Origin of the sequence: Bacillus alkalicellulosilyticus, from assembly GCF_002019795.1 — a bacterium.
In the GTDB taxonomy this organism is placed as follows: domain Bacteria; phylum Bacillota; class Bacilli; order Bacillales; family Bacillaceae_F; genus Bacillus_AO; species Bacillus_AO alkalicellulosilyticum.
In genome coordinates this window covers 2,139,605-2,162,380 of sequence record NZ_KV917381.1, presented here as the reverse complement: position 1 = coordinate 2,162,380, position 22,776 = coordinate 2,139,605, and the positions used below count along the sequence as shown (strand labels likewise).

20 protein-coding genes and 1 other RNA gene are annotated in these 22,776 nt (G+C 36.0%); 5 read left to right on the top strand and 16 right to left on the bottom strand.

The genetic code is table 11. The features are described from left to right. Positions 1 to 204: 204 nt before the first annotated feature. The 3 genes from BK585_RS10975 to BK585_RS10960 all read left to right on the top strand — a co-directional run bounded on the left by BK585_RS10975 (position 205) and on the right by BK585_RS10960 (position 2,522). Positions 205 to 738 (top strand): RNA polymerase sigma factor, encoded by a 534-nt coding sequence (locus tag BK585_RS10975; RefSeq protein WP_245805817.1) that lies wholly within the window; start codon positions 205 to 207, stop codon positions 736 to 738. After that, complete coding sequence (locus tag BK585_RS10970; protein WP_078553490.1) at positions 716 to 1,441, top strand: hypothetical protein; 726 nt, start codon at positions 716 to 718, stop codon at positions 1,439 to 1,441. Before BK585_RS10975 ends, BK585_RS10970 begins: the two co-directional genes overlap by 23 nt. A 325-nt stretch (positions 1,442 to 1,766) precedes the next feature. Then, entirely contained in the window at positions 1,767 to 2,522 is a 756-nt protein-coding gene (locus BK585_RS10960) for an LAGLIDADG family homing endonuclease (protein ID WP_078553488.1), read from the top strand. A gap of 434 nt (positions 2,523 to 2,956) precedes the next feature. Here BK585_RS10960 and BK585_RS10955 read toward each other — a convergent pair whose 3' ends face one another. The 7 genes from BK585_RS10955 to BK585_RS10925 form a co-directional block, all read right to left on the bottom strand. Beyond that, the gene (locus tag BK585_RS10955) at positions 2,957 to 3,139 is read right to left on the bottom strand and encodes a hypothetical protein (RefSeq protein ID WP_078553487.1); all 183 of its coding nucleotides are present in this window, start codon (positions 3,137 to 3,139) and stop codon (positions 2,957 to 2,959) included. 152 nt (positions 3,140 to 3,291) lie between these two features. Then, the gene (locus tag BK585_RS10950) at positions 3,292 to 6,207 is read right to left on the bottom strand and encodes a carbohydrate binding domain-containing protein (protein WP_419095539.1); all 2,916 of its coding nucleotides are present in this window, start codon (positions 6,205 to 6,207) and stop codon (positions 3,292 to 3,294) included. Positions 6,208 to 6,491: 284 nt separating this feature from the next. Further along, complete coding sequence (locus tag BK585_RS10945; RefSeq protein WP_078553486.1) at positions 6,492 to 6,830, bottom strand: hypothetical protein; 339 nt, start codon at positions 6,828 to 6,830, stop codon at positions 6,492 to 6,494. 297 nt (positions 6,831 to 7,127) lie between these two features. Then, positions 7,128 to 9,569, bottom strand: coding sequence for a DNA topoisomerase IV subunit A (gene parC / locus BK585_RS10940; RefSeq protein WP_078553485.1), 2,442 nt, complete (start codon positions 9,567 to 9,569; stop codon positions 7,128 to 7,130). A 2-nt stretch (positions 9,570 to 9,571) separates the two neighbouring features. Next, complete coding sequence (gene parE / locus BK585_RS10935) at positions 9,572 to 11,545, bottom strand: DNA topoisomerase IV subunit B (RefSeq protein WP_078553484.1); 1,974 nt, start codon at positions 11,543 to 11,545, stop codon at positions 9,572 to 9,574. Positions 11,546 to 11,898: 353 nt separating this feature from the next. Continuing rightward, complete coding sequence (locus BK585_RS10930) at positions 11,899 to 12,312, bottom strand: CoA-binding protein (protein WP_078553483.1); 414 nt, start codon at positions 12,310 to 12,312, stop codon at positions 11,899 to 11,901. A 192-nt stretch (positions 12,313 to 12,504) separates the two neighbouring features. After that, a complete protein-coding gene (locus tag BK585_RS10925; RefSeq protein WP_078553482.1) occupies positions 12,505 to 14,229 on the bottom strand; it encodes a glycosyl hydrolase family 18 protein in 1,725 nt (574 codons plus the stop codon). Between the two features lie 136 nt (positions 14,230 to 14,365). Between BK585_RS10925 and BK585_RS10920 the strand changes: the two genes are divergently transcribed. Next, positions 14,366 to 15,490 carry an acyltransferase family protein gene (locus BK585_RS10920; RefSeq protein WP_078556754.1) on the top strand — a complete coding sequence of 375 codons (1,125 nt, stop codon included), beginning with the start codon at positions 14,366 to 14,368 and terminating at the stop codon, positions 15,488 to 15,490. Positions 15,491 to 15,542: 52 nt separating this feature from the next. On the opposite strand, the gene BK585_RS10915 is transcribed toward BK585_RS10920, so the two are convergent. Next, entirely contained in the window at positions 15,543 to 17,042 is a 1,500-nt protein-coding gene (locus BK585_RS10915) for a carboxypeptidase M32 (RefSeq protein WP_078553481.1), read from the bottom strand. Between the two features lie 116 nt (positions 17,043 to 17,158). Between BK585_RS10915 and BK585_RS10910 the strand changes: the two genes are divergently transcribed. After that, a complete protein-coding gene (locus BK585_RS10910; protein WP_078553480.1) occupies positions 17,159 to 17,461 on the top strand; it encodes an iron-sulfur cluster biosynthesis family protein in 303 nt (100 codons plus the stop codon). A gap of 55 nt (positions 17,462 to 17,516) precedes the next feature. On the opposite strand, the gene BK585_RS10905 is transcribed toward BK585_RS10910, so the two are convergent. The 8 genes from BK585_RS10905 to BK585_RS10870 form a co-directional block, all read right to left on the bottom strand. Further along, positions 17,517 to 17,777 (bottom strand): DUF2564 family protein, encoded by a 261-nt coding sequence (locus tag BK585_RS10905; RefSeq protein ID WP_078553479.1) that lies wholly within the window; start codon positions 17,775 to 17,777, stop codon positions 17,517 to 17,519. A gap of 284 nt (positions 17,778 to 18,061) precedes the next feature. Continuing rightward, positions 18,062 to 18,631 (bottom strand): hypothetical protein, encoded by a 570-nt coding sequence (locus tag BK585_RS10900; RefSeq protein ID WP_078553478.1) that lies wholly within the window; start codon positions 18,629 to 18,631, stop codon positions 18,062 to 18,064. 180 nt (positions 18,632 to 18,811) lie between these two features. Continuing rightward, entirely contained in the window at positions 18,812 to 19,960 is a 1,149-nt protein-coding gene (locus BK585_RS10895; protein WP_078553477.1) for a THUMP domain-containing class I SAM-dependent RNA methyltransferase, read from the bottom strand. 142 nt (positions 19,961 to 20,102) lie between these two features. Then, positions 20,103 to 20,479, bottom strand: an RNA gene (gene rnpB / locus BK585_RS10890) — RNase P RNA component class B. A gap of 63 nt (positions 20,480 to 20,542) precedes the next feature. Continuing rightward, positions 20,543 to 20,944, bottom strand: coding sequence for a reverse transcriptase-like protein (locus BK585_RS10885; RefSeq protein ID WP_078553476.1), 402 nt, complete (start codon positions 20,942 to 20,944; stop codon positions 20,543 to 20,545). Positions 20,945 to 20,956: 12 nt separating this feature from the next. Next, positions 20,957 to 21,265: a cell division regulator GpsB gene (gene gpsB, locus BK585_RS10880; protein ID WP_078553475.1), complete on the bottom strand. Its 309-nt coding sequence runs from the start codon at positions 21,263 to 21,265 to the stop codon at positions 20,957 to 20,959. 79 nt (positions 21,266 to 21,344) lie between these two features. Then, positions 21,345 to 21,908: an SLOG family protein gene (locus BK585_RS10875; RefSeq protein WP_078553474.1), complete on the bottom strand. Its 564-nt coding sequence runs from the start codon at positions 21,906 to 21,908 to the stop codon at positions 21,345 to 21,347. 88 nt (positions 21,909 to 21,996) lie between these two features. Beyond that, the gene (locus BK585_RS10870; protein WP_078553473.1) at positions 21,997 to 22,323 is read right to left on the bottom strand and encodes a spore coat protein; all 327 of its coding nucleotides are present in this window, start codon (positions 22,321 to 22,323) and stop codon (positions 21,997 to 21,999) included. Positions 22,324 to 22,776: the final 453 nt, after the last annotated feature.

Below are 22,776 nucleotides of genomic sequence, written 5' to 3'. Positions count from 1 at the left end.
ATTATCTAGTTGTATAGGAAAATTCTAACATTCTATAGTTTAATAGATTCTTTATATAATATTTGTGGTAAAATTTTGTAACATTATAAATAATAATCAGACGAACATATATTCCGAGTAATAAAGACGTAAAAATAAATTTATTTACAAACCACAACTTTTTATCCATTCATACGTCTAAGTACTGAAAAAGGGGGCGACAGTGTGAATCAACAGCAAGATATAATTACAGATTGGTACTATAAATATAGTGATTCTGTTCAATCATTCATATATATAATGATACAGGATTATCAGCAATCTGAAGATTTAACACATGATACATTTTTAAAAGCTTATAAGAATCTAGAATTATTTAAAGGGAACTCGACTGAAAAAACTTGGTTATTTTCTATAGCACATAACGTGACCATTGACTACATAAGGAAACAAAAACCTATAAAAATAGTATTGGATGTATTGTCCTTTAGAGTACAAGCTCCTAACACATCACCTGAATTCCTTTTTGAGCTAAGAGAAGAAACTTACCAATTATATCAAGCGATAAATGAGTTAAAACATTCTCACAAAGTAGTAATTATTATGAGGAAAATCAAAGGCTTCTCCATAAAAGAAACTAGTGACATTTTAGGGTGGTCGGAAAACAAAGTGAAGTCAACTTTTTTTAGAGCGATACGAGCATTAGAAAAAAAGTTAAAACAAAGGGGGGTAACACATGAAGAAGTTTTTACAAAGTGAAAATTCAACGTACGACAATCAATTAAAAAAATTGGACAGTGTCTTAATGGAAAATAGAAATAGTGAATCAAAAAATGATGTTTATACTAAACTTTATATCAATATGAACAAGCAAGACAATAAAATGAAGAAAGAAAGTAATACTAAATACATATTCTCAATTGCTGCTTTTCTTCTAATCCTATTTATTGGTGTACATAGTTTCTCGTTTATTGAATTCGGCCAAGATGTAAGAGGAGATGGTGTGGTCGAAGATGTGCAAAATCAAAATAGTGAACATATGGTAACTTCAAATCGGAAAGTTATTATACTTAATAATGGTGAAGACTTGAATATAAATGACTTTGATTTGCGCCTACCATCCGTTCTGCCTTTTAAAATAAGTCCAACAATGAGAAAAATAGAAAATAATGGTTTGGTAACTGTTGAAACTAGATATGAAACGAATGAGACCTTGATTTTGATAGAGCAAGCAAAATTACATGTTCCCGAAAAAGAAGCACAACATAAAATTGAAAATGATAAATACAAGGAAAGCGAGGTAAAACAATTTACTATTCAAGGCTATCCTGCCTATTTGGTTAGTGAACGATACGTAATACATGTAATAACTAATAAATATGTATTTAGCATAAACGTACGTGGATTAAACGAAGAACAACTAATTGAAATAGCAAATACAATAGATCTAGAGGGTTTATGATCAGATTTTATTTATATTTCAGTTAACCAGGCATAACCAGGCATAACTCTGGTTAACGTTTAATAGTTCTTGAAAATAAGAGCCTTCCTTCGCTATAATTGCACCATTAGCAAGGGCCTCCATAACTACTTCTATTACAATTACAACCTTTTTCCTTACAATAGGGTTAGTGCAGAATATAGCAGTTAAATTGTCTTGGTAATATGGTTGTCCATTTAACATAGATAACGTTGAAGATAGTAAAATAATTACTTCACACCTAGAACATAAGTTCTTATAATGAATAAAAAGGAACAAATGTTCTAAGTATGAAGGGGTTGCATCTATGTCAGATAAATTAAGAAGTAATCGTATTTTGAATGACCAAGAAATAATTAGACTATACAAAGAAGGGGAGAGTACTACTCAAATTGCTGCATTAGCAAACCTAACCCCACGGTACATTAGATTAATATTATCAAAAAACAATATAGAAAAAAGACCTCGAGGTAGTTGGAAAAGGCAGTATCATTTTAATGAAAACTATTTCAAGACCTGGACAAATAACATGGCATATATTTTAGGATTTATCGCAGCTGACGGAGTAATTACAAATTCTTTACAAACAGTAGGTATTTCTCAGAAAGACAAGACCATCTTAGAAGAAATAAAAAAAGAAATAGGAACTACTATCCCGTTAAATAAGAATAAAAAAACAGGTGTATACTTATTGAATTTCCATAGCAAGATAATGAAATATGATTTAATAAACATACATGGTATAACACCTAACAAAAGTAACACAATTAAATTTCCATATGTACCTAATGAATATTTACATCACTTTGTTCGGGGATATTTTGATGGTGATGGGCATATTTACAAGAGTGGATATATGATATGTTTTGTTTGTGGTTCACGGCAATTTATTTATTGCTTACAAGAAAAATTAAAACAACAAGGGTTTATAAGCAACATAAAAGATGAAGAATCTTTCTTTAGATTATATATAAGTGGAAGAAAAACAATCATAAGATTTTATTACTGGTTATATAAAGATAAAGAGTTATTCTTAAAAAGAAAATATAATGCATTCCCATGAGAAGGACCCAAAAAATGTTATAAAATATTTAAATTACATAAAGAAAAGAAGGGCAAGTTCTTCTTTTTTTACAAAAAATAAGTAGACATAATACTTATTATAGGTAGTTGTAAAATAATAAAAAATCCGTCTCATTATTAAGAGTTAACTTAAATAGTGAGACGAAAAGTAAATTTTATAAGTTATGAGTCCTGGTATCTAGACACGATGTAATGTGTAGAGATTAAAGCTAAAAAATAAATGATAAAACTATATGCATTTACATCTTGTGTTCCTGCTATAAAAAAACGTAATATTACAGTTATTATAAATGGAATTCCGATAACACATACCAAATAAATCTTCAAATAGTCATTCATTATTTTCTACCTCAATTCATCAGACCACACTAGGATAAAAACGATTGTGGAATTTATTATGTAAACTCTCTATCTTTACTTTCTTGCTTTTTGAAACTTATAATTCATGTATGCTGCATAAGCAAATAAAATCCCCGAAACAATAAATAAGAAACTTGCTATCCAAGAATTAGTTGTATTATATAGTAATACCGCTGAAAATAAATTTAATAAACTAACCACTATAAATAAAATCGATTTAGTATATTTACCCTTCATCTCTACTTCCCTCCTCATCGCTTCTTCTATAGTAAAAGTATAGCATATATAATGATGTGTATTCCTGTAATTAGTCAGACTTTCTCATTGAATAGGAATAGATTAATAGAAAACAAGGATCATTATAAAATGATCCTTGTAAGTCATAACTATTATGGTGTTCCTTGTTTGATTTGACCATTGGCTAGTGTGAATGTTCCTTCTGTAAATGAGTAATTTTGTCCTTGGTTATTATCCCACTGGCCACTACCATTGTTAAATACAGCTGATAATCCATTTGAACTTTCAAGATTTACTATATACACATGATATCCTGGGTAATTAGACGAATTAGTCATTCTTACTCCTGGAACATCAGTCCACTGGCCGCCATTTAATGCAAAGTGAATGTGAGGATTACTCCAATTGGTTTGGTAATAGATTGTTGCTGTCTTTCCTGATGAAGGTTTACCTTCGCGTATTTGACCATTTTCTACTGTAAACGTCCCAATCCCAAATGTATAATCCCTACCTTGGTTATTATCCCATTGGTTACTTCCGTTATTAAATGCAGCAACTAACCCATCTGCATCACCAATATCAAGTGTAATTTCATAATATCCCGCAAAGTCAGAGGTTGACAGCTTTTCTCCAGGTGCCACAGTCCAAGAACCACCGTTTGGTCGGTAATGAATATGAGGATTAGTCACGCCTTGATAATAAATTGTCACTTCATTCCCATCTGGTATTTCGAGTGAACTTGGTTTGGAGGTATGCCATTGGCCGTCATACCAACTCTCTTGTTTTATTTCGACACCGGGCTGGTTTTGTTGCGGAAATTGGTTCCCGTTTCTATCTTTAAATATCACAGTAGCACTTTCAACGTTGTCAATCGTAAAAGAATACCACCCATCTTCCGCTTCAACCATATCAGGTGCTGTGTTCCAATTGGTTTCATCAGATTCTGGATTTGTGTTGTAATAGTATAGCTGAGGTTGACCCCAATTGTCGGGTTTCATAAAATGTATCGTTAATCCATCCGTTTTTCTATACGTATATTCCGCTTCGGTGACTCCATTTTCATGCTCTCCAAATAATTGGAGCTTAATCGTATCTCCATGTTCTAACCCATCTCCAATAGTAATTGTATCTCCATGTTTATAGGAAATTGGTTCTTGACCATCAATAGAATAATAACTATTGTGTACATGGTTTGACTGTAATGTTACTTCTATACTATCTGTACTAAATGTTCCACCTGGAGGAGTGGCAGAAACGCTTGGTGTAGCTGGAATCTCACCAGCTTTTTCAATTAAAATGACACCGTTTGAATGTGCATTAAATGTGACTTGTCCATTTTGCACTTCAGATACATTGCCAGTATAGAAATCACGTACTTGTTCACCATTTGCGAAGACAGTGGAAACATCTACAATTGTGGAACCGTTTGCACTGATGACTGCAACAACAGAATCCTCTTGACCAGCCTTGTTATATGTTCTACTAAAAGCATATCCTTTGTTACTTGATATTTGTTTATGTTCTCCAGCACCAATCGCTATGTGGTTGTTTCTAAATTGCCCCATAATTCTCCAATGAGCAAGTACATTTTCATTAATTGAGTCCCAATTCATTGAAGAGCGAGTACCTTGATGAGAATCAGATCCTGTTGGTCCAAATGGACGTGCGGTTTCATCGCCATAAAATATTTGTATCCCACCAGGTAAAAGCATTAAGTAGGTTCCGCCATTAATTAAATTATCACGTGGGAATAAACGAGTATCATGCTGAGAGATATAACTCAATACATTAAAATCTGGGTCTGAGTTAATCCTTCCAGCATAGTGACTGAATGTAGATTCCATCGTACCAAGATTATATGCAGGTCCAGCTGAACCTTCACCTTGGAAAGTGAAATTTATCACTGAATCAAACCCATTGTTAAAGTAATCGCTTTTATTCACTCCGTGACCCCAAACTTCACCAACCATCCAAAAATCATCATCCCAGTTAGCACCAGGTTTATCAGGATTATTTTCACGCCACGTTTGTAAAGCGTTATTTGCTGAATCTTTTAGTTGTTGCCAACGGTACATTTCAACATGTTTTGCGGTATCTACACGAAAACCGTCAATCCCAAACTCTTCTACCCACGCGGATAACCAGTTAACAAGATAATCTGCAGGTGCCTTTCCTATATCTTGCCTTAAATGATTCGCTGCAGGTACAATCCAATCGTCATACCCACTGGTTTCTTGTTGCCATTTCGTTTGTAAGAGCGGTGGTAAACCAATGTTATTTGTTACATTAGTTCGAAAATCCGGTAACCCAGCTAAACACATTGTCCTTTCATTATTTCCGCAACTTTCGTAACCGGAAATATCTGCACGTATCCAATTGCCCCACCAATTTGACCATGCTTGTTGATTGTTGTAATTAATAGAATCATGATGACTATGCCACGTTTGACCAGATGATGGTGTCCACGAAGCACTCACACTCTTGTAACCGAAATTATATTGTTCCATATCAGCAAGAGTATTATATCCAGGATGATTCATGACAATATCTAGGACAACACGAATTCCTTTTGAGTGAGCCGTATCCACAAACTCCCTCATCTCTTCTACCGTACCCATATTTTGATCCATCATTGTATAATCAAGCGCATAATAACCATGGAAGGCATAGTGTGCAAAATCACCGGCAGAACCACCGCCTACCCAGCCATGTACTTGCTCATAAGGGGCAGTAATCCAAATTGCATTTATCCCTAAATCAGTAAAGTAGCCCTCGTTAAGTTTATCGGTCATTCCTTGAAGGTCGCCCCCATGAAAGGTACCAATATTTTGCCCCCAAGCATCTACCTGAGGTCTTCCATACGAATTATTGTTATCAGGATTACCATCATTAAAACGGTCAGTTATCGCAAAGTATACTGTAGCATTATCCCAAGTAAAACTACGATCAACTAGGTTATTTTCTGATGTAGTAGATCCCTGAACTACTACATGCGGTAAAACGGGAGAAACAACCAAAAGAAACGCTAAAACAATAAACAGACTGATATAACCTTTTTTTAAACTCAATACATCCACTCCTAAAATTAAATATAAACTCGCGCAATCGTTTGCACATTTGTTAATGAAAAACGGCCCTCCTTTTTTTATAAGAGAGTGAAAACAAAAACATCATTCATGTAATCGCTTTCCTTTTTACAATATAACAACGAATATGATAAAAATCTAGACTAGAAACAGAATAATCAAAAAATTCATTCTATATTACCGGTACTTTAGATGTTTCATTTTCCAAATATAAACAAACATACAAATCAAATATAAAAAGAAAAAGCTGGTGCAAAGGCACCAACTTAATTTGTATTCTCTGATGGTTCTTCTGATTCAGCTTCTACTTCTTCATACCAATTATCAAGCACCTTAGCATCTAACACTTTTTCTGAAATGTAAGCAACTTGTTTTTCAAGGAATGAAGTTTTCCATTCAAGTCCAAGTTCTTCAGCAAGAGTGACGACAGTTAAAAGTTCTTGCCATGCAACATAGCGCTTATACCAGAAAAATTGAGGTTGCTCACTCATATAAGGGTATAGATTATCAAATTCAGTATGCTTGCAGTCTATTGTTCTCTCAAATTGAGTTTTGGCTGAAGTTACTTTGTCATTGAAAAACTCTTGTAATTTTTCTAGTTCCATCTGTCTCTCCCACCTTTATATATGTTGGAGTTATCCCAACTGATATATATTAATTTAACATAGAATAGTCTATCTTTCAAAGGAAGATTCTTGTTGTACCTTCCACTTTTTACAGTGGAATTATAATAATATCAAATTTAGTTAACATAATAAAATTATAGAAGCCTTCATATGCCGTATATTATCGCTCACTCATCCTAATTCGTATTCGAAAGAGTTCTGTTTAATACATAAATAATAAAAGCACAAACCATGGGCTCTGGTTTGCGCTTCTAGTGTTAGTACTTTTGGAAATATTTAATTCTCTTCTTCTTTCTTTACAATTCGGCTAATCATCTTTACATCATCGTCTTTTCCTGTATCAATGATAAAGGATCCGTTGCTGTATCTATCCGTTTTCTTGAAATCACTTAATTTTACCGTAACTTCGTTGTCTTTTTTCGTTTTAATCTTGTATTCTGTATGAGTTGTTACTCTTTCGAATCCAATTACGCGATGTGGATTTGCTTTCAATTCACGAAGCATAATAAGTCCACGTTTTGCTCTAGTTGATTTATCAAATTCAGTAATCGACATACGCTTAGCAGCACCACGCTGTGTTAAAAGGAAGAATGAAACATCGTCATCATCTAAACTAAAAGAGTGACCATTAATTACATAATCATTTTCTTTCAAGTTAATTCCTTTAACCCCTGCTGCACGTTGTCCAACGATATTGATTTCTTCTTCACTAAACCATAAGCCTAATCCTAAGTTTGTTGCTAATATAATTTCTTCATTGCCGGTTGTGACTAATACATTGACAACTTCATCATCATTGTCTTTGAGTTTTAATGCCATCAACGGTTTTGAATATCGTTGTGCTTTGTATAACGAAAGCTGAGAGCGTTTAACCATCCCGTGTTTCGTGATAAATAATAGGAATTCATCTTCCTTAAACTCTGATACGGTTATCGCTTTAAGTACTTCATCATCACGATCAATTGACACAAGATTTGCTACATGCTGACCATTATCTTTCCAGCGTATATCCGGAAGTTGGTGCACAGGAAGATGCAAGTAGTTTCCTTTGTTTGTATAGACTAATAGCGTATCCGTTGTATTTGTTTCAAATTGACCTACTAAGTAATCATCTTCCTTCATGCCTGGGTCTTCACCATTAGAAGCTGAAAAAGAACGGATGCTTGTTCGTTTTACATACCCATCTTTTGTTACAGTAACGATGACATCCTCTGAAGGAACAAGTACTTCCAGGTTAATTTTGATTTCTTCAATTTCATCTTCAATCACTGAACGACGCTTGTCAGCGAAACGTTTTTTCACTTCTAATAAGTCGGTTTTTATGACTTTGATGAGTTGCTGTTCACTACCTAATATTTCTTCTAAACGAGCAATCCTTTTAGTTAGTTCATCTGCTTCTTCTTGAAGTGTTGTAATATCAGTATTTGTTAAGCGGTAAAGCTGTAAAGTGACAATCGCTTCCGCTTGAACTTCGGTAAACGCATATTTCTCAATAATGTTGTTTTTTGCATCTCTTTTATCTTTAGAAGCACGGATCGTTTCGATCACTTGGTCTAAAATAGAAATCGCTTTAATTAAACCTTCAACAATATGAGCACGTTCTTTTGCTTTTCTTAGTTCGTACGCCGTACGTTTTGTGACCACTTCTTTTTGATGCTGAACATACGCATCCAGTAACTTTTTAATCCCAACTAAACGTGGGGCACGGTTATAGATTGCGACCATATTAAAGTTATATGTGATTTGTAAGTCCGTATTTTTATATAAGAAATTTAAAATAGATTGCGCATCTGCTTCTTTTTTTAATTCGACCACGATACGTAAGCCGGTACGGTCCGTATCATCACGTACTTCTGCGATCCCATCTACTTTTTTGTCAAAACGTAGTTCATCCATTTTCTTCACTAGATTGGCTTTAACAATTTCGTACGGAATTTCAGTAATGATGATTTGTTGGCGTCCGCCTTTTATTTCCTCAATCTCTGCTTTTGCACGAACAACAACTTTCCCTTTTCCTGTTTCATAGGCTTGACGGATGCCTTCGATCCCTTGAACAATGCCGCCTGTTGGAAAGTCTGGACCTTTCACAAATTTCATAATGTCCGATAATGTACAATCCGGATTTTCCATTTGTAGAATTGCCGCATCAATAACTTCCCCAAGGTGATGAGGCGGAATATCAGTTGCGTAACCAGCTGAAATCCCTGTAGAACCATTGACTAATAGATTAGGGAACATGGCAGGTAATACAACCGGTTCTTCTAATGTATCATCAAAGTTCGGAATAAAATCAACTGTTTCCTTTTCAATATCGCGTAAAAGTTCTGATGATATCGCAGCAAGTCTAGCTTCTGTATAACGCATTGCTGCTGGGGGATCTCCATCAATCGAACCATTGTTCCCATGCATTTCGATTAACACATTACGAACTTTCCAATCCTGACTCATGCGAATCATCGCATCATATACAGATGAATCACCGTGTGGGTGATAATTACCAATAACATTACCGACTGTTTTAGCAGACTTACGAAAAGGCTTGTCTGCAGTGTTGCCGTCTTTATACATTGCATATAAAATACGGCGTTGAACTGGCTTTAATCCGTCTCTTGCATCAGGTAATGCACGTTCTTGAATAATATATTTACTATAGCGACCAAAGCGGTCACCTATGACTTCTTCTAAAGGAAGATCTAAGTAACGTTCTGATTGTGACAACCTTACTCCTCCTCTGGTACTGTAAGATTTTCGTTCTCGAGAATATTTGTTTCTTCATCTAGACCAAACTCAACATGAGATTCGATCCATTTTCGGCGCGGCTCTACTTTATCACCCATTAGCGTAGATACACGTTTTTCCGCTCTAGCCACATCATCAATTTTCACACGAATAAGCGTCCGCGTTTCAGGATCCATCGTTGTTTCCCATAATTGTGTGGCATTCATCTCTCCAAGACCTTTATACCGTTGAAGCATATAGCCTTTTCCGACTTTTTTAATAGCTCCTTCAAGTCCTCTTTCATCCCATGCATACTCAATCACTTCTTTTTTCCCAGAGCCTCTGCTTACTTTGTAAAGTGGAGGAAGAGCAATATATACTTTTCCTGCTTCAATTAATGGTTTCATGTAGCGATAGAAGAATGTAAGCAATAACACTTGGATATGAGCACCATCAGTATCCGCATCGGTCATAATCACGACTTTGTCATAGTTAATATCCTCTATCGAGAAGTCAGCTCCAACACCTGCACCAATGGCATGAATGATCGTCCGAATTTCTTCGTTTTTCATGATATCATCAATTTTTGCTTTTTCCGTGTTAATGACTTTTCCGCGCAAAGGCAGGACAGCTTGGAATTTACGGTCACGCCCTTGTTTAGCAGAACCACCCGCAGAATCACCCTCAACAAGATACAATTCATTACGACTTGCATTTTTTGATTGGGCTGGAGTTAATTTTCCGCTTAACAGAACATCTTTTCGCTTGCTCTTTTTCCCGCTTCTTGCTTCTTCACGTGCTTTACGTGCAGCTTCTCTTGCTTGAGCCGCTTTGACTGCCTTTTTAATGAGCATCATGCTCATATCTGGGTTTTCTTCAAAGAAATAAGAAAGTTTATCCGAGACAACAGCATCTACCGCTGAACGGGCTTCAGGACTTCCTAGTTTGCTTTTAGTTTGCCCTTCAAACTGTAGCTTTTCTTCTGGTACACGGACTGAAACAATCGCCGTGAATCCTTCTCGAATATCTGAACCGTCCAAATTTTTATCTTTATCTTTAAGTAGCTTTACTTTACGTGCATATTCATTAAATGCTCTTGTCATCGCTGATTTAGCGCCAGCCTCATGTGTTCCACCGTCTTTTGTTCGTACGTTGTTAACAAAGGATAACACATTTTCGGTATAGCCATCGTTCCATTGAAACGCAAATTCAATTTCAATTTTGCTTTGCTCTCCGCTAAGGAAAACAACAGGATGTAACGTCTCTTTATCCTCATTAAGATAGTCGACAAAGGCTTCGATACCGCTTTCATAACAGTAGGCTTCTTCTTGTTCTTTGTCTTTTCGTTTGTCTATTAATTTAATTTCAAGTCCTTTTAATAAGAACGCTGCTTCTCTAAGTCGTTCTGATAACGTCTCAAAATTAAACACAGTAGCACTAAAAATAGTTGTATCCGGTTTGAATCGAATGGTTGTTCCTGTTTTTCTTGTCGTTCCCGTAACTTCCAACGTTGTAGCAGGTTTTCCCCCGTGCTCAAAGCGTTGTTTATATACTTTACCATCACGTTTAATTTCAACTTCTAACCATTCAGATAACGCATTTACGACAGATGCACCAACCCCATGCAATCCACCACTTGTTGCGTATCCACCTTGCCCAAATTTTCCCCCAGCGTGCAGAACCGTTAAAATCACTTCTGGTGTAGGTTTGCCCATTCTATGCATCCCCGTAGGCATACCACGACCTTCGTCTGTCACACTTACACTATTATCATTATGTAATGTCACATATATATTATTGCCGTGGCCAGCTAAAGCTTCATCCACAGCATTATCTACGATTTCATATACTAAATGGTGTAAACCGCGGCTATCCGTTGATCCAATATACATCCCCGGGCGCTTTCGAACCGCCTCAAGTCCTTCTAACACTTGAATCGCATCATCATTGTAGTCGAACGTTTGTTTTGTAGCCAAGTTTGCGACTCCTTTCCCTCACATTATTATCTAATTTTTGATAATTTTTTCTCTATACGTTTTAGTCTCACTCTTTTACATTTTAGCGATATATTAAGATTTAGCAACCGTTTTTTAAGAAGTTCCGTTTTTTTCTCTTTGAAAATTGAGTAAGAAAAACCGCAAAGCGGTCTTTTCTTAGAAGCACTGAGCGAAGCCGGTACCTTCTTTTTTAGTCAAACAAAAGTGGGGTTCTTTTGTTTGACGCGTAGCGCGCGAAGCCAGTGCTCTTCTTCGATTAATCCTCAAAATATATATATTCTTATTCTGCAAAAAAGCCCTTAACAAACAACCATGTTAAGGACGAAATTACATTATTTTGTCAATGCATGTTCTACCTTAATACAGCGATCCATAATCGAAATGATCCCATTTTCTTGGAGAATTTGATACGCTTCTTCATTTTCTAGACCAAGCTGTGCCCAAAATACCTTTGGTTTAATTGCAACTGCTTCTTTCGCTACTTCTGGCAAATGCTCACTTCGTCTAAACACATTAACAATATCAACTTCTCCTTCAATGTCCTTAAGTGATGCGTAGGATTTCACACCTAACACTTCGGTCACTGTAGGATTAACAGGGATGATTTCATATCCTGCCTGTTGCATGGCTTCAGATACCATATATGATGTACGCTCAGGATTTGCAGATAGACCAACGACAGCAATACGTTTACTTTGTTTTAAAATGTCTTTGATTTCTTCTCTTGATGGATTAACAATAGCCATTTCATTCACTCCCTAATTGAAAATAACGTTTCCTTAGCATTGTTCACCGAATCATTGTTCCTATACATTCCACATGTTCAGAATGAATTCCTTTAATTTTTTGATAACATTTAAAAAATTCGACAAATACTGTCATTCACTCCAAGAGTATTGTTTTGCAGTATATCGGTGAATGGTGCTAAATGTGCCTGATTACTTTTTTAAAATCTCGGCTAAATACTCCCATGACTCATCGTTTCCGAAATTGCGTGCCCAGCTAGCAATACCAGCTAATTCATAGGTTTTCATAATATCCACACGTTGTTCAAGAGAATGTAAATCCTCTATCCAAATTTTATACGTTTCTTTATCTTCTTTATTGTGATATTCCAAATAGTGTTGCCCGCTTTCTTCATCATATTCTTGATCAACCTCGAATTCATCTTGCCATTCGATTACTTGGTTCATGGAAAGTGCCTTTGAGGAAACTTCAATGTTCCCACCCTTAGTTTCTGCTTCCGTCCAAATTCTCGTATATAAAGGAATTCCTAGGATTAGTTTTTCGTGTGGAATTTCATCTAATAGAAGAACGAGATTCCGTTCAACCCAAGGTAGGCTTGCTACACTTCCAGCAAAAGGAGATGTTGCCCAATGTTCGTCATAAGCCATTACTATCATGTAATCGACAATATCAGACAATGCGACACGATCATAGAATAGGGACCACATTTCACTCGTTGAAAGGAAAGTTACATCCATCGAAACAATAAGCCCTGCTCTGTGAAAATACGGAGTCGCTTCCCGCATAAATTGGGTAACTAATTCTCCATCCTCTAAATACACATTTTCAAAATCGACATTTATTCCGTCTAAGTTATACATATGAGCATAGTTTACGAGCTGCCTTATCATGGACTGTCTAGTTTCAAAATCCCGTAATGCCTCATGTGTTAAATCTGGGTCAAAATTGTTAGAAAACAGCGCCCATACTTGAATCTCTTTACCATGAGCCCACTGAACATATTCCGTCGACCCTAAGTTTGATATATCCCCCTTTTCGTTCTTTAGTTTAAACCATGTAGGTGACACGACATTTACTCCAGGAAGCTCTGGTAAAGAAGCAGGATCAGGAGTTTTTGTATAAACGGCTTCCCAGGTAAGGTTAATTGGTTCATTAAAAAGGGTTAGTTCCGGCATTTTTGAATCATCAATGTCGATTTCTATGGTGCGTTCTGTAAAAGTAGGTTCAAGAAAATCTTTATGAAGATACCCTGCTATCCCATTCTTTTTTCGAACATAATAATAATCTTCCTCTTCTCTTTCAATCAACACAATATCTTGGAAATTCACTTCACCTGTATACGGAGTTGTACGACTTGGTCCCGTTCTCAGCCGTGACTCATGAATCGTTAAATGATTTGCCACTTGCGCTTCGCGTATAACGTCACCATTTTCATACAGGAATACAGCTCCCGCTTCACCAACTTCAACCGTTAAAGGATACACTGTCGATAGAGATGACAAGTGAATAAAATGGTGGTCATTTTCATTGACAACCGTTGGAACCTCAAAGACAAAAGGTTCTTCATTAACAAATAGTTGTAATTCTTCCTCAGGAATTTGAATCACTTTGTCTTTGGTTGTTATGATTATTGATTTGCTTTTTTCATCAAAGCGTAAGGACGAATCAATTTCATTACGAAGGAATTCATGAGAAATATAAAGGGTTTCATCCTTCACGAAAATACTATTTTCATAGAGTTGTTGGTTATAAATTAATGGATCTTGCACTATATAACCACTTACTTGCTCAGTCGATGGAAAAGGATAAAGGAAAAAGACTGCCCCACCTAAGATTATGGCTAAGGTCATCAAGAATCCGACAATTTTGGTTGCTTTATTTGAACTGGATTTATGTTTTTCTTTACGAGTATTCATTCTTATTCTCCTCCTTCGTTTCATCATACGAGATAATAGAACAGTTGGAAAGAGAATATTAATGGCACTCTATCTTTACCTTTTGAATCAGACTATACTTAAGATGAAAATCATACCAAGCACAAGGGTGGTACTTATGCAAAATTCAGTTATTCAACGTCAATTTCATTTAGATTGGTTACGGGTTTGGTTAACTTTAGCTGTATTTCTTTATCACTGTTTAATGTTCGTTAATCCGTTTCCTTGGCACGTAAAGAACAATCTTCTAGATTCTTCTTTTGCTTTATTTATTTCATTATTTATGGGTGTATGGCTAATGCCTGCTTTCTTTGCAATTTCGGGTATAAGTGTATATTATGCGCTACAAAAGCGAACTTCTCAAGCTTTCGTAAAAGAAAGAGTCATACGATTAGGAATACCCCTAGTTTTTGGTATCCTTATTTTGTCACCACCTCAAGTGTACATTGAACGAATTACAACCTCTCAATTGAGCGGGTCATTTTTAGCTTTTATCCCACGATATTTTGATGGCCTTTATCTTGAAATAGGGGGAACTGGTAACTTTGCTTTTGTAGGCCTCCATTTATGGTATTTGCTTGTATTGTTAATCTTTTCACTCCTCATTGTTCCACTCTTACTAATGAGAAAAAATGGTCGTATAAACAAGCCTTTCAAAACAACTTATCTATTCTTCTTGCCTATACCATTAATACTTATTAATTCGACAGCAAATCTCGTTCATTTAGGAGGGTGGGATCTTCTATTTTATCTTGCCATATTTCTATACGGGATGTACTTATTTTCAAAGGAGTCATTCAAACATGTTGTTAAAAACACGATTTCAATACATATAATCATGGCTATCATTTCTACTTCTTTATATATATATCTATTTATGACAGGCATGTATCACTCATTGCTTTTTAGTATAGTTAAAGTGCTTAGTTGTTGGAGTATGTTTCTGGTCCTTTTTTATGTGGCGGATAAATTTTTCTTTTATTCAAATCAAAAACTAAAATATGCAAGTCAGGCTTCGATGCCATTTTATATCTTGCATCAACCGGTAATTGTCATTGTAGGGTATTTTCTAATGGACCTTTCTCTCTCCATCCCTACTAAATTAATGCTATTGATGACAATATCCTTTTCAATTATTCTAATAATCTTCCACTTTCTCATCCGTAAATCCGACTGGATACAACCTTTGTTTGGTATAAAACATACAAGTCGTGAGAATACGTCAATAAAGAATTCAGCGTAATAAAGAGAAGCCAGGACCAAAGGTTTTTTACCTTTTGTCCTAGCCTTCTGATTTAAAATTGATATAATTCACGATATTTTTTACTTAGATAAGTCACTAAATAACTAGGATTAATTCCTTCTCCTGTTGTGTCTTTTAAGATATCTACGGGCTCTTTTAGCTTGCCGTGTTGGTGAACATGTGTTTTGAGCCAGTTTGTCACAGGTTCAAGGTTCCCTTCCTCAAGGAGTTCCGCGAAGTTTGGAATATCTTTATCCATCGCATGTTTTAATTGTGCAGCGTAAATGTAACCTAATGCGTAGGATGGGAAATAACCAAATGCTCCACCTGACCAATGAACGTCCTGTAGTACTCCTTCACCGTCATGAGTTGGCCTTACGCCTAAGTATTCTTCCATTTTATCGTTCCAGATTTGAGGTAAATCTTTTACCTCTATTTCGCCATTGATTAAGCCCTTTTCAATTTCATATCGTAATATAATATGTAAACAATACGTCATTTCATCCGCTTCAATTCGGATCAAAGAAGGTCCTGCGACATTAATGGCTCTGTAAAACTCTTCAATCGATATATTCGCAAATTGCTTAGGAGCATGGGATTGTAATACGGCATAGTTTTTATTCCAGAATGACGGATGTCTCCCCACCATATTTTCAAAGAAAAGAGACTGAGATTCATGAATCCCCATCGACGTCCCATCACATAAAGGCGTGCCTATTAACTTTTCAGAAATATTTTGTTCATATAGTGCATGACCGCACTCATGAATCGTCCCAAAAATAGCTGTTCGGAAATCATACTCATCATATTTTGTAGTGACACGAACATCATTTGGATTCAAGCCAATCGCAAAAGGATGCACGGTCTCGTCCAATCTTCCTTTGTTAAAATCGTATCGAAGTTGATTTAGTATATCTAGGCTAAATGCTTTTTGATTTTCTTTTGGAAAGTGTGTAAATAAAAACTCTGTGTTCGGTTTATGTTCTGAAGATGTTACTCCCTCTACCAAGGGGATCAGTTCTTCACGAAGCTTTCCAAACACGTCATCTAAAATATCTACGGTTATTCCTGGCTCGTAATCATCTAGCAGTGTGTTGTATTTATTCCCAGTATAACCTCGATATTCAACAAATCGCCGTTGGAACTCAACAATTTTTTCCAAATACGGCTGGAAGCTCGCAAAATCTGCATTGTTTTTTGCATCCTCCCAAGTAGCTTCAGCTTTCGATTGTAAGATGACATACTCTGAATATTCCTTCTCAGGAATCTTCTTATTTCGGTCATAGTTTTTTTGGCATTCCTCAACCGTTTTTCGTGTGATTTCTGAAAGGTCATCTTTTTGTGACAGTTCGTCCAAATAGGCTTTCATTTGGTCAGAAACCGACATCAAAAAAACATCTGTTGATAACGTCCCGATAACTTCAGAACGTTGATCCACTCCTTTTTTTGGAGCACCTGTACGTGCATCCCAGTACAGTAACCCTATTGCTTCATTCATATTTTCTATTTTTTTGACATAGTTTAAAAACTGCTGTTCTATTGTTTCAGACATCATTCATCACCCTTTCTGCACAATATATTTCTACATCACTAATAAATACCCTTTATTTTTAAGGAAATCTTATTTTTTTGGTACAATAGTAAGGAACATAGAATGGAGGATATCACATGCACATGACGATTTCTCAAGAAGCTGTTTCTTTTTATAAAACCGAAATCTCACTTCAACCAGGTGATGCCTTACGATTATTTGTAAGAGTGGGAGGGGTAGGGTCAGGTGGATTTTCGGTAGGTGTTCAAAAGGACGAACCTCAGCCATCATCTTATCGAATGACACATGAAAACATCCTATTTTTCGTAAATGAAGATGATTTTTGGTATATGGATGGCATGGTAGTTGATTACAACTCAAGTATCAATCTTATGACATTCACAAACGAAAAATGGAAAAACAGTGACCATCCTGAGTGAAACCAATGTTAAAGGCTCGGCTATGTAAGCCAAGCCTTTTTATATGCATTTAGTTTTATTTTTTTTTGGCTTCATCAAGTTGATGATCAATACGCTCAATTAGTTCAGATGAAATTTCAAAAAATTGTTGATCTACACCTGTTTGATGTGAGATTGCATGTTGGAATTGGTTTTTGGCTTGTTGGAGAGCTTGTGTTGCGGCTTTAAGCTGGTCATCATCCATGCTCATAGTTGCTTGCCCTACCATTCGCTGTGCTGCCTTTATCGCCATCTCCACTTGTTTTAAATCATTATATCCCGTTGTATAATCTGTCATTACTGTCCCTCCATCGTCATTCTTCAACTAACATCTTTATTTTTCACGATTTTTCAAACTAATATTCCACTAAGTTAATAATTATAAATAAAAGAGTAGTAATTATTTTCTTAAAATAAAGAAATAAAAAAGTTACACATAATATGGACATGATGTACACATGTTATATTCAATGGTCAAACACCCCACCGACTAACATGATTTGACCATACCCTCCTAATAAACGGTTTACATCGAATAACGGGCTGACCTTTAATCCCGAAAGGTCAGCCCGTTATTTATGGTTAATTCCACTCCACACTTCGTTTTACTCCGAGAAGAAACTTGGTAAACCAATATGCAACAAATGCAATTACAATATCAATTATGAATAAATAGAACTGGTTCATTCCCTTTCTAAATTCAACTAATCCCAAAAAATCTTCAAATGATGCAAAACCAAAGGCAAAAATGGCACTTAACATAACCGTATACAAATAAAAATTTTTTTGATGGTTTGTACAATATTGATATACTAGTAAAAAGCCGATTGGCAACGCGGATGCGGTCATATTTAAAGCAAAAGGAAGGGTAGGTGTTATAAAATAAAGATGTGTAAAGAGTCCACCACGTTCAAGGGGTATACTTGCATATGTCCATAACATATGCACAACAAACCCAAAGAAAAAAACCTCAAATATTCGTCGCTTATCAATCGTATACATAAGCAGAATCAACGGCAGCACAAGAAATGATAAAGCTACCCAAAATTGCCATGTTCCCATGTGGGAATGTTCATGCCAATAGGATGAAAATAACCTGTTAAGCTCATCCGTTTGTTTATATATTTCATTCCAATATTCAGTAACACTCATAATTGAAAAACACCTCTATATAAAAATTTACTTTTAGAGGTTTTCCATGTAAGAGTATAATCATGCATTATTTATATTTTATTTTAAGTTAAAACTTGGCTACATACCAATGAAAAAGGCAAGAACTAAAAGTAGTTTTACTTTTTGTCCCTGCCTTTTATAAAATTATTCAGTGTTTAGTTATTCTTCATTGTTTCTTTTAGGTCTTGGGCCAAAGTATTGGTAATAATCTGTCTTCAAATTTCCGTTATACAACTTCCGTCTTTTAGACGCAGGCTTTCCGTATAGTGTTTCAAAATTTTCATTTGATGTCAAAATGTACACGGACCACGTCTTCAGTTCCTCCCTAAACAACGCTCCCATGTCTTTGTACATTACTTCTACTTCTTCACGCTCACCAAGACGTTCACCATATGGTGGATTCCCTACAACGACACCATAATCTTGGTTTGTTCTTAGATCAGTTACCTGCATTTGCTTAAACTTAATTAAATCACCAAAACCAGCTTCCATCGCATTGTTTGTTGCAAGTTCAATCATCCGATGATCGATGTCAGTCCCAAAAATGGAAAGTGGTTGGTCATAGTTTGCGACATCTTCCACTTCCATTCTGGCGTTATCCCAATTATCCTTGCCTATCCAACCCCATTTTTCGGAAACAAATTCACGATTAAATCCAGGAGCTATGTTTTGTCCAATCATTGCGGCTTCAATTGGAATGGTTCCTGAACCACAAAAAGGATCAATAAAAGGCTTGTCTGCATTCCAGTTTGTTAACATAATTAAAGCTGAAGCTAATGTTTCTTTTAAAGGCGCTTGATTATGTAAATAACGATATCCTCTTTTATGTAAACCCGTTCCACTTGTGTCAATTGTTAAAGTGGCAACATCTTTATGTAAAGCAATTTCAATTCTGTACAAAGGTCCATCTTCAGAGAACCAACTTGATTTATACTTTTTTTTCATGCTTTCAACAACGGCCTTTTTAACAATCGCCTGGCAATCACTCACAGAAAACAGTTTTGATTTTACCGATTTTCCGACGACAGGAAACTCGCCATTCTCTGGAATTAAATCAGCCCATGGTAATGCTTTGGTTTTTTCAAAAAGCTCATCAAACGTAAAAGCTTTAAATTCCCCAACTTTTAATTTCACACGGTCCGCTGTTCTAAGCCATAAGTTAGAGCGACAAATCGCTGATTCATCCGCAGTATAGGTTACACGTCCATTTTCAACTTGAACATCCTGATATCCCAAATCTTTTACTTCTCTAGCTACAAGCGCTTCTAGACCCATTGTAGCTGTTGCTATTAATGTTACCTTTCCCATCAATCAAACTCCCTCACTTCAAAATATCTGTTCCTATTATAGAGGTAAACGAGAACAATGACAAATGAAGTTATACAACAAGTTAGTTAATGAACAAAAAAAATATCCCTATAAAAGGGATTGGTTTTTCATCTCCATAACGTTCGATAAGCCATGTTCTGTTCCTTCGTACTACAAACGGTGATGAGCCTCGTACTCCGGTGATAATCATCTATCTACAAGATTTCTCCTGTCCTTCTCTCCGTTCAATTCCTTCGAGAAGGTTCCCCTACCAAATTTTGGGTTTCTCGCTCGTGGGGTTTACCTCGTTCCACTCCTCTTGTTTCCAAGCGGACTCCGTCACTGTGGCACTTTCAGAAGCATCACACCATATCCGAAGACTTAGGTGCTTACTTCGCCGTTAATCCAGTCGAAACCAGATTACCCTAGCTTATGACTTCGCTAGGCACGAACACTACGGTCATCGCAGACCGTGCGAGCATGGACTTTCCTCTACATACGTAGCGATTATCTGAACGTTATTGGTTTGTCATTGCGACATTTAACATTGTATAATGATTTAGTTCTTTATACAAGTGACAATTACTGGGACTCCACATTCTTTCGAATGGCAAGTCTCGCTAGTTCGTCTGCATTTTTATTTTGATTACCTGGAATCCATTTGATAAAGAACATCTCAAATTGGTCAATTTTAAGTATAGCTTGCTCAAGCAACCCTTTATATTGAGCCTTCTTTACATGTCGTTTCTCAACGGCATCATCAATTAATTTTGAATCTGTCCGAAAAGAAACTTTAGCAATACCTTTTTCTAAGCAAATAGAAAGACCATGAAGTAACGCCTCATATTCTGCCTCATGATTACTCATGATACCAAGCGGAATCGCATGGCGTTCAACTGTACCGTCTTTAAAATTAATAAATATTCCTGCACCCGACGGGCCTGGATTTCCAGCACTTGCGCCGTCAATATACACTTCAATCACTAGCCAACGCTCCTATTCGTATAGCTTTGACCCAAATACCTTTTTTTCAAGATTCGAAAGCCTTTGTAAAATATCATAATTCGTGCTACCAGCTGCAGGATTTGTTCGTGTCGAAGTAGTTCCTGATAATTTCTTAATTTCCCGACGCAACTGTGCATTTTCTTGCTCGAGCCTTTCCACTTTTTCTTGAAAATTCTCATAGTCTTGAATGATCGCATCTAAAAATTTATCAACATCATCTTGATTATACCCTTTTAAACTCGTCTTAAATTCTTTTTCAAGAATATCCTTAGCCGTTAAATGGATTGATTGGTTTACCATTATCCTTCACCTCGTCCTGTCATTATGCGTTGTTATTATTTTTTCAGAATTCATGAAAATTGTCAATTTGAAATGTCATCTACCAATAGTCGAGATTGGATTCTTGCTCTTCCCTAATGATACTGTCGATATCATCAGGAGTAATGTACACTATATCATATGAAGCTTGGTCCTGTTTCTTGCGAGCTTCTTCAAGATAAAATTTCGGAGACCCTTCATTATCCTCGTCATATAAGATGATAATGCCATTTGTTTTTTCGATAATAAATTGATTTTTCATGCGAAGTTGCATTGGATTTTCATATTCTTTTTTTGAAATGCTATCTACATAATCAGCATAGCCCAAAATTTCATTGTATAGCTCTTGATTGGATTCACTCCACGTTTTTTCTTGATTCAAAAATGGCGTTAATACCCCAAGCTTTATCATAAATCCTTCTGTTCGCAATTCATCAACCACTTGTCCAACCCAAAGCTCAACACCTAGTTGTCCACTGATAACGATCCATTCTAACCCGTCATCAAGTAAAGCTATAATTCGTTTCTTAAATGCCTGTTTTATGTATGAAATCCCTTTATGTTTTTGATCGAATATTCCTAGTTCATGAGCTTTATATCCGGTCACTGCATATACAAATCCCACAGACTCACCCCTTGCCTAATAATCCTTCTTTTACTATATCAAAGGTGAACCGCAATTGCTTGCAGTTCACCTTTGGGTTAGCTAGCTATTAAAAGAAACGACGTGGTCTTGCACCCCAACCTGGTGCAACTCCTGGGCCTGCGAATCCTGGTGCAGCAGCTGGACCTGCAAATCCTGGACGAGGACCTGGTGCTGGTGCAAATGTTGGTGGTTGTATTACATTTTGATGAGATACCGTTTGCTGTTGTGAGAATGTGTGCGGGAAGCTGTGAACATGCTTATAGTGATGGTGTGTGATATTTGTTGTATGACTTGGGTGAATCTCTGGTACGATATACTCACAGCATTGCTGAGTCACATTACATTTTGTTGGATGAACTATAGCTGGCATTACTTTTGTGCATTTTGGCCACATATTTAATTCCTCCTTATAAGTTATTCAATATTAACCTATGTAAGAAGGAATCATCATGTAATAGTGGATTCACCTAATTTTCACGATTTTTTTTATATACATATCATTTTTAGGACATATGCCTAAAGAAGTAAAGCAGAATTATTCAGTCCGCTCATGATTAATACGGTTAAGCCAATCATAACGAAAAATAACATAAATATATATTTAGTCATTTTATCTCTCTACTTTCATCTAAGATATATTTCCTTCACCGTATTGTAAAACATACATCTTCATTCGACAAATGTTTTTATTTCCAAGTGCTTTTTCGACAAAACTCTGACAAATTTCCGTGTTCTTTATAAAGAATAATTGCGAAAAAACGCTGATTTTGCGCTTGCCTCGGAAATAATGCGGAGTGCCTAGGGAAGGTTTACTAGCTGTAAAGTGAGGGAATGATGAAACATAAAA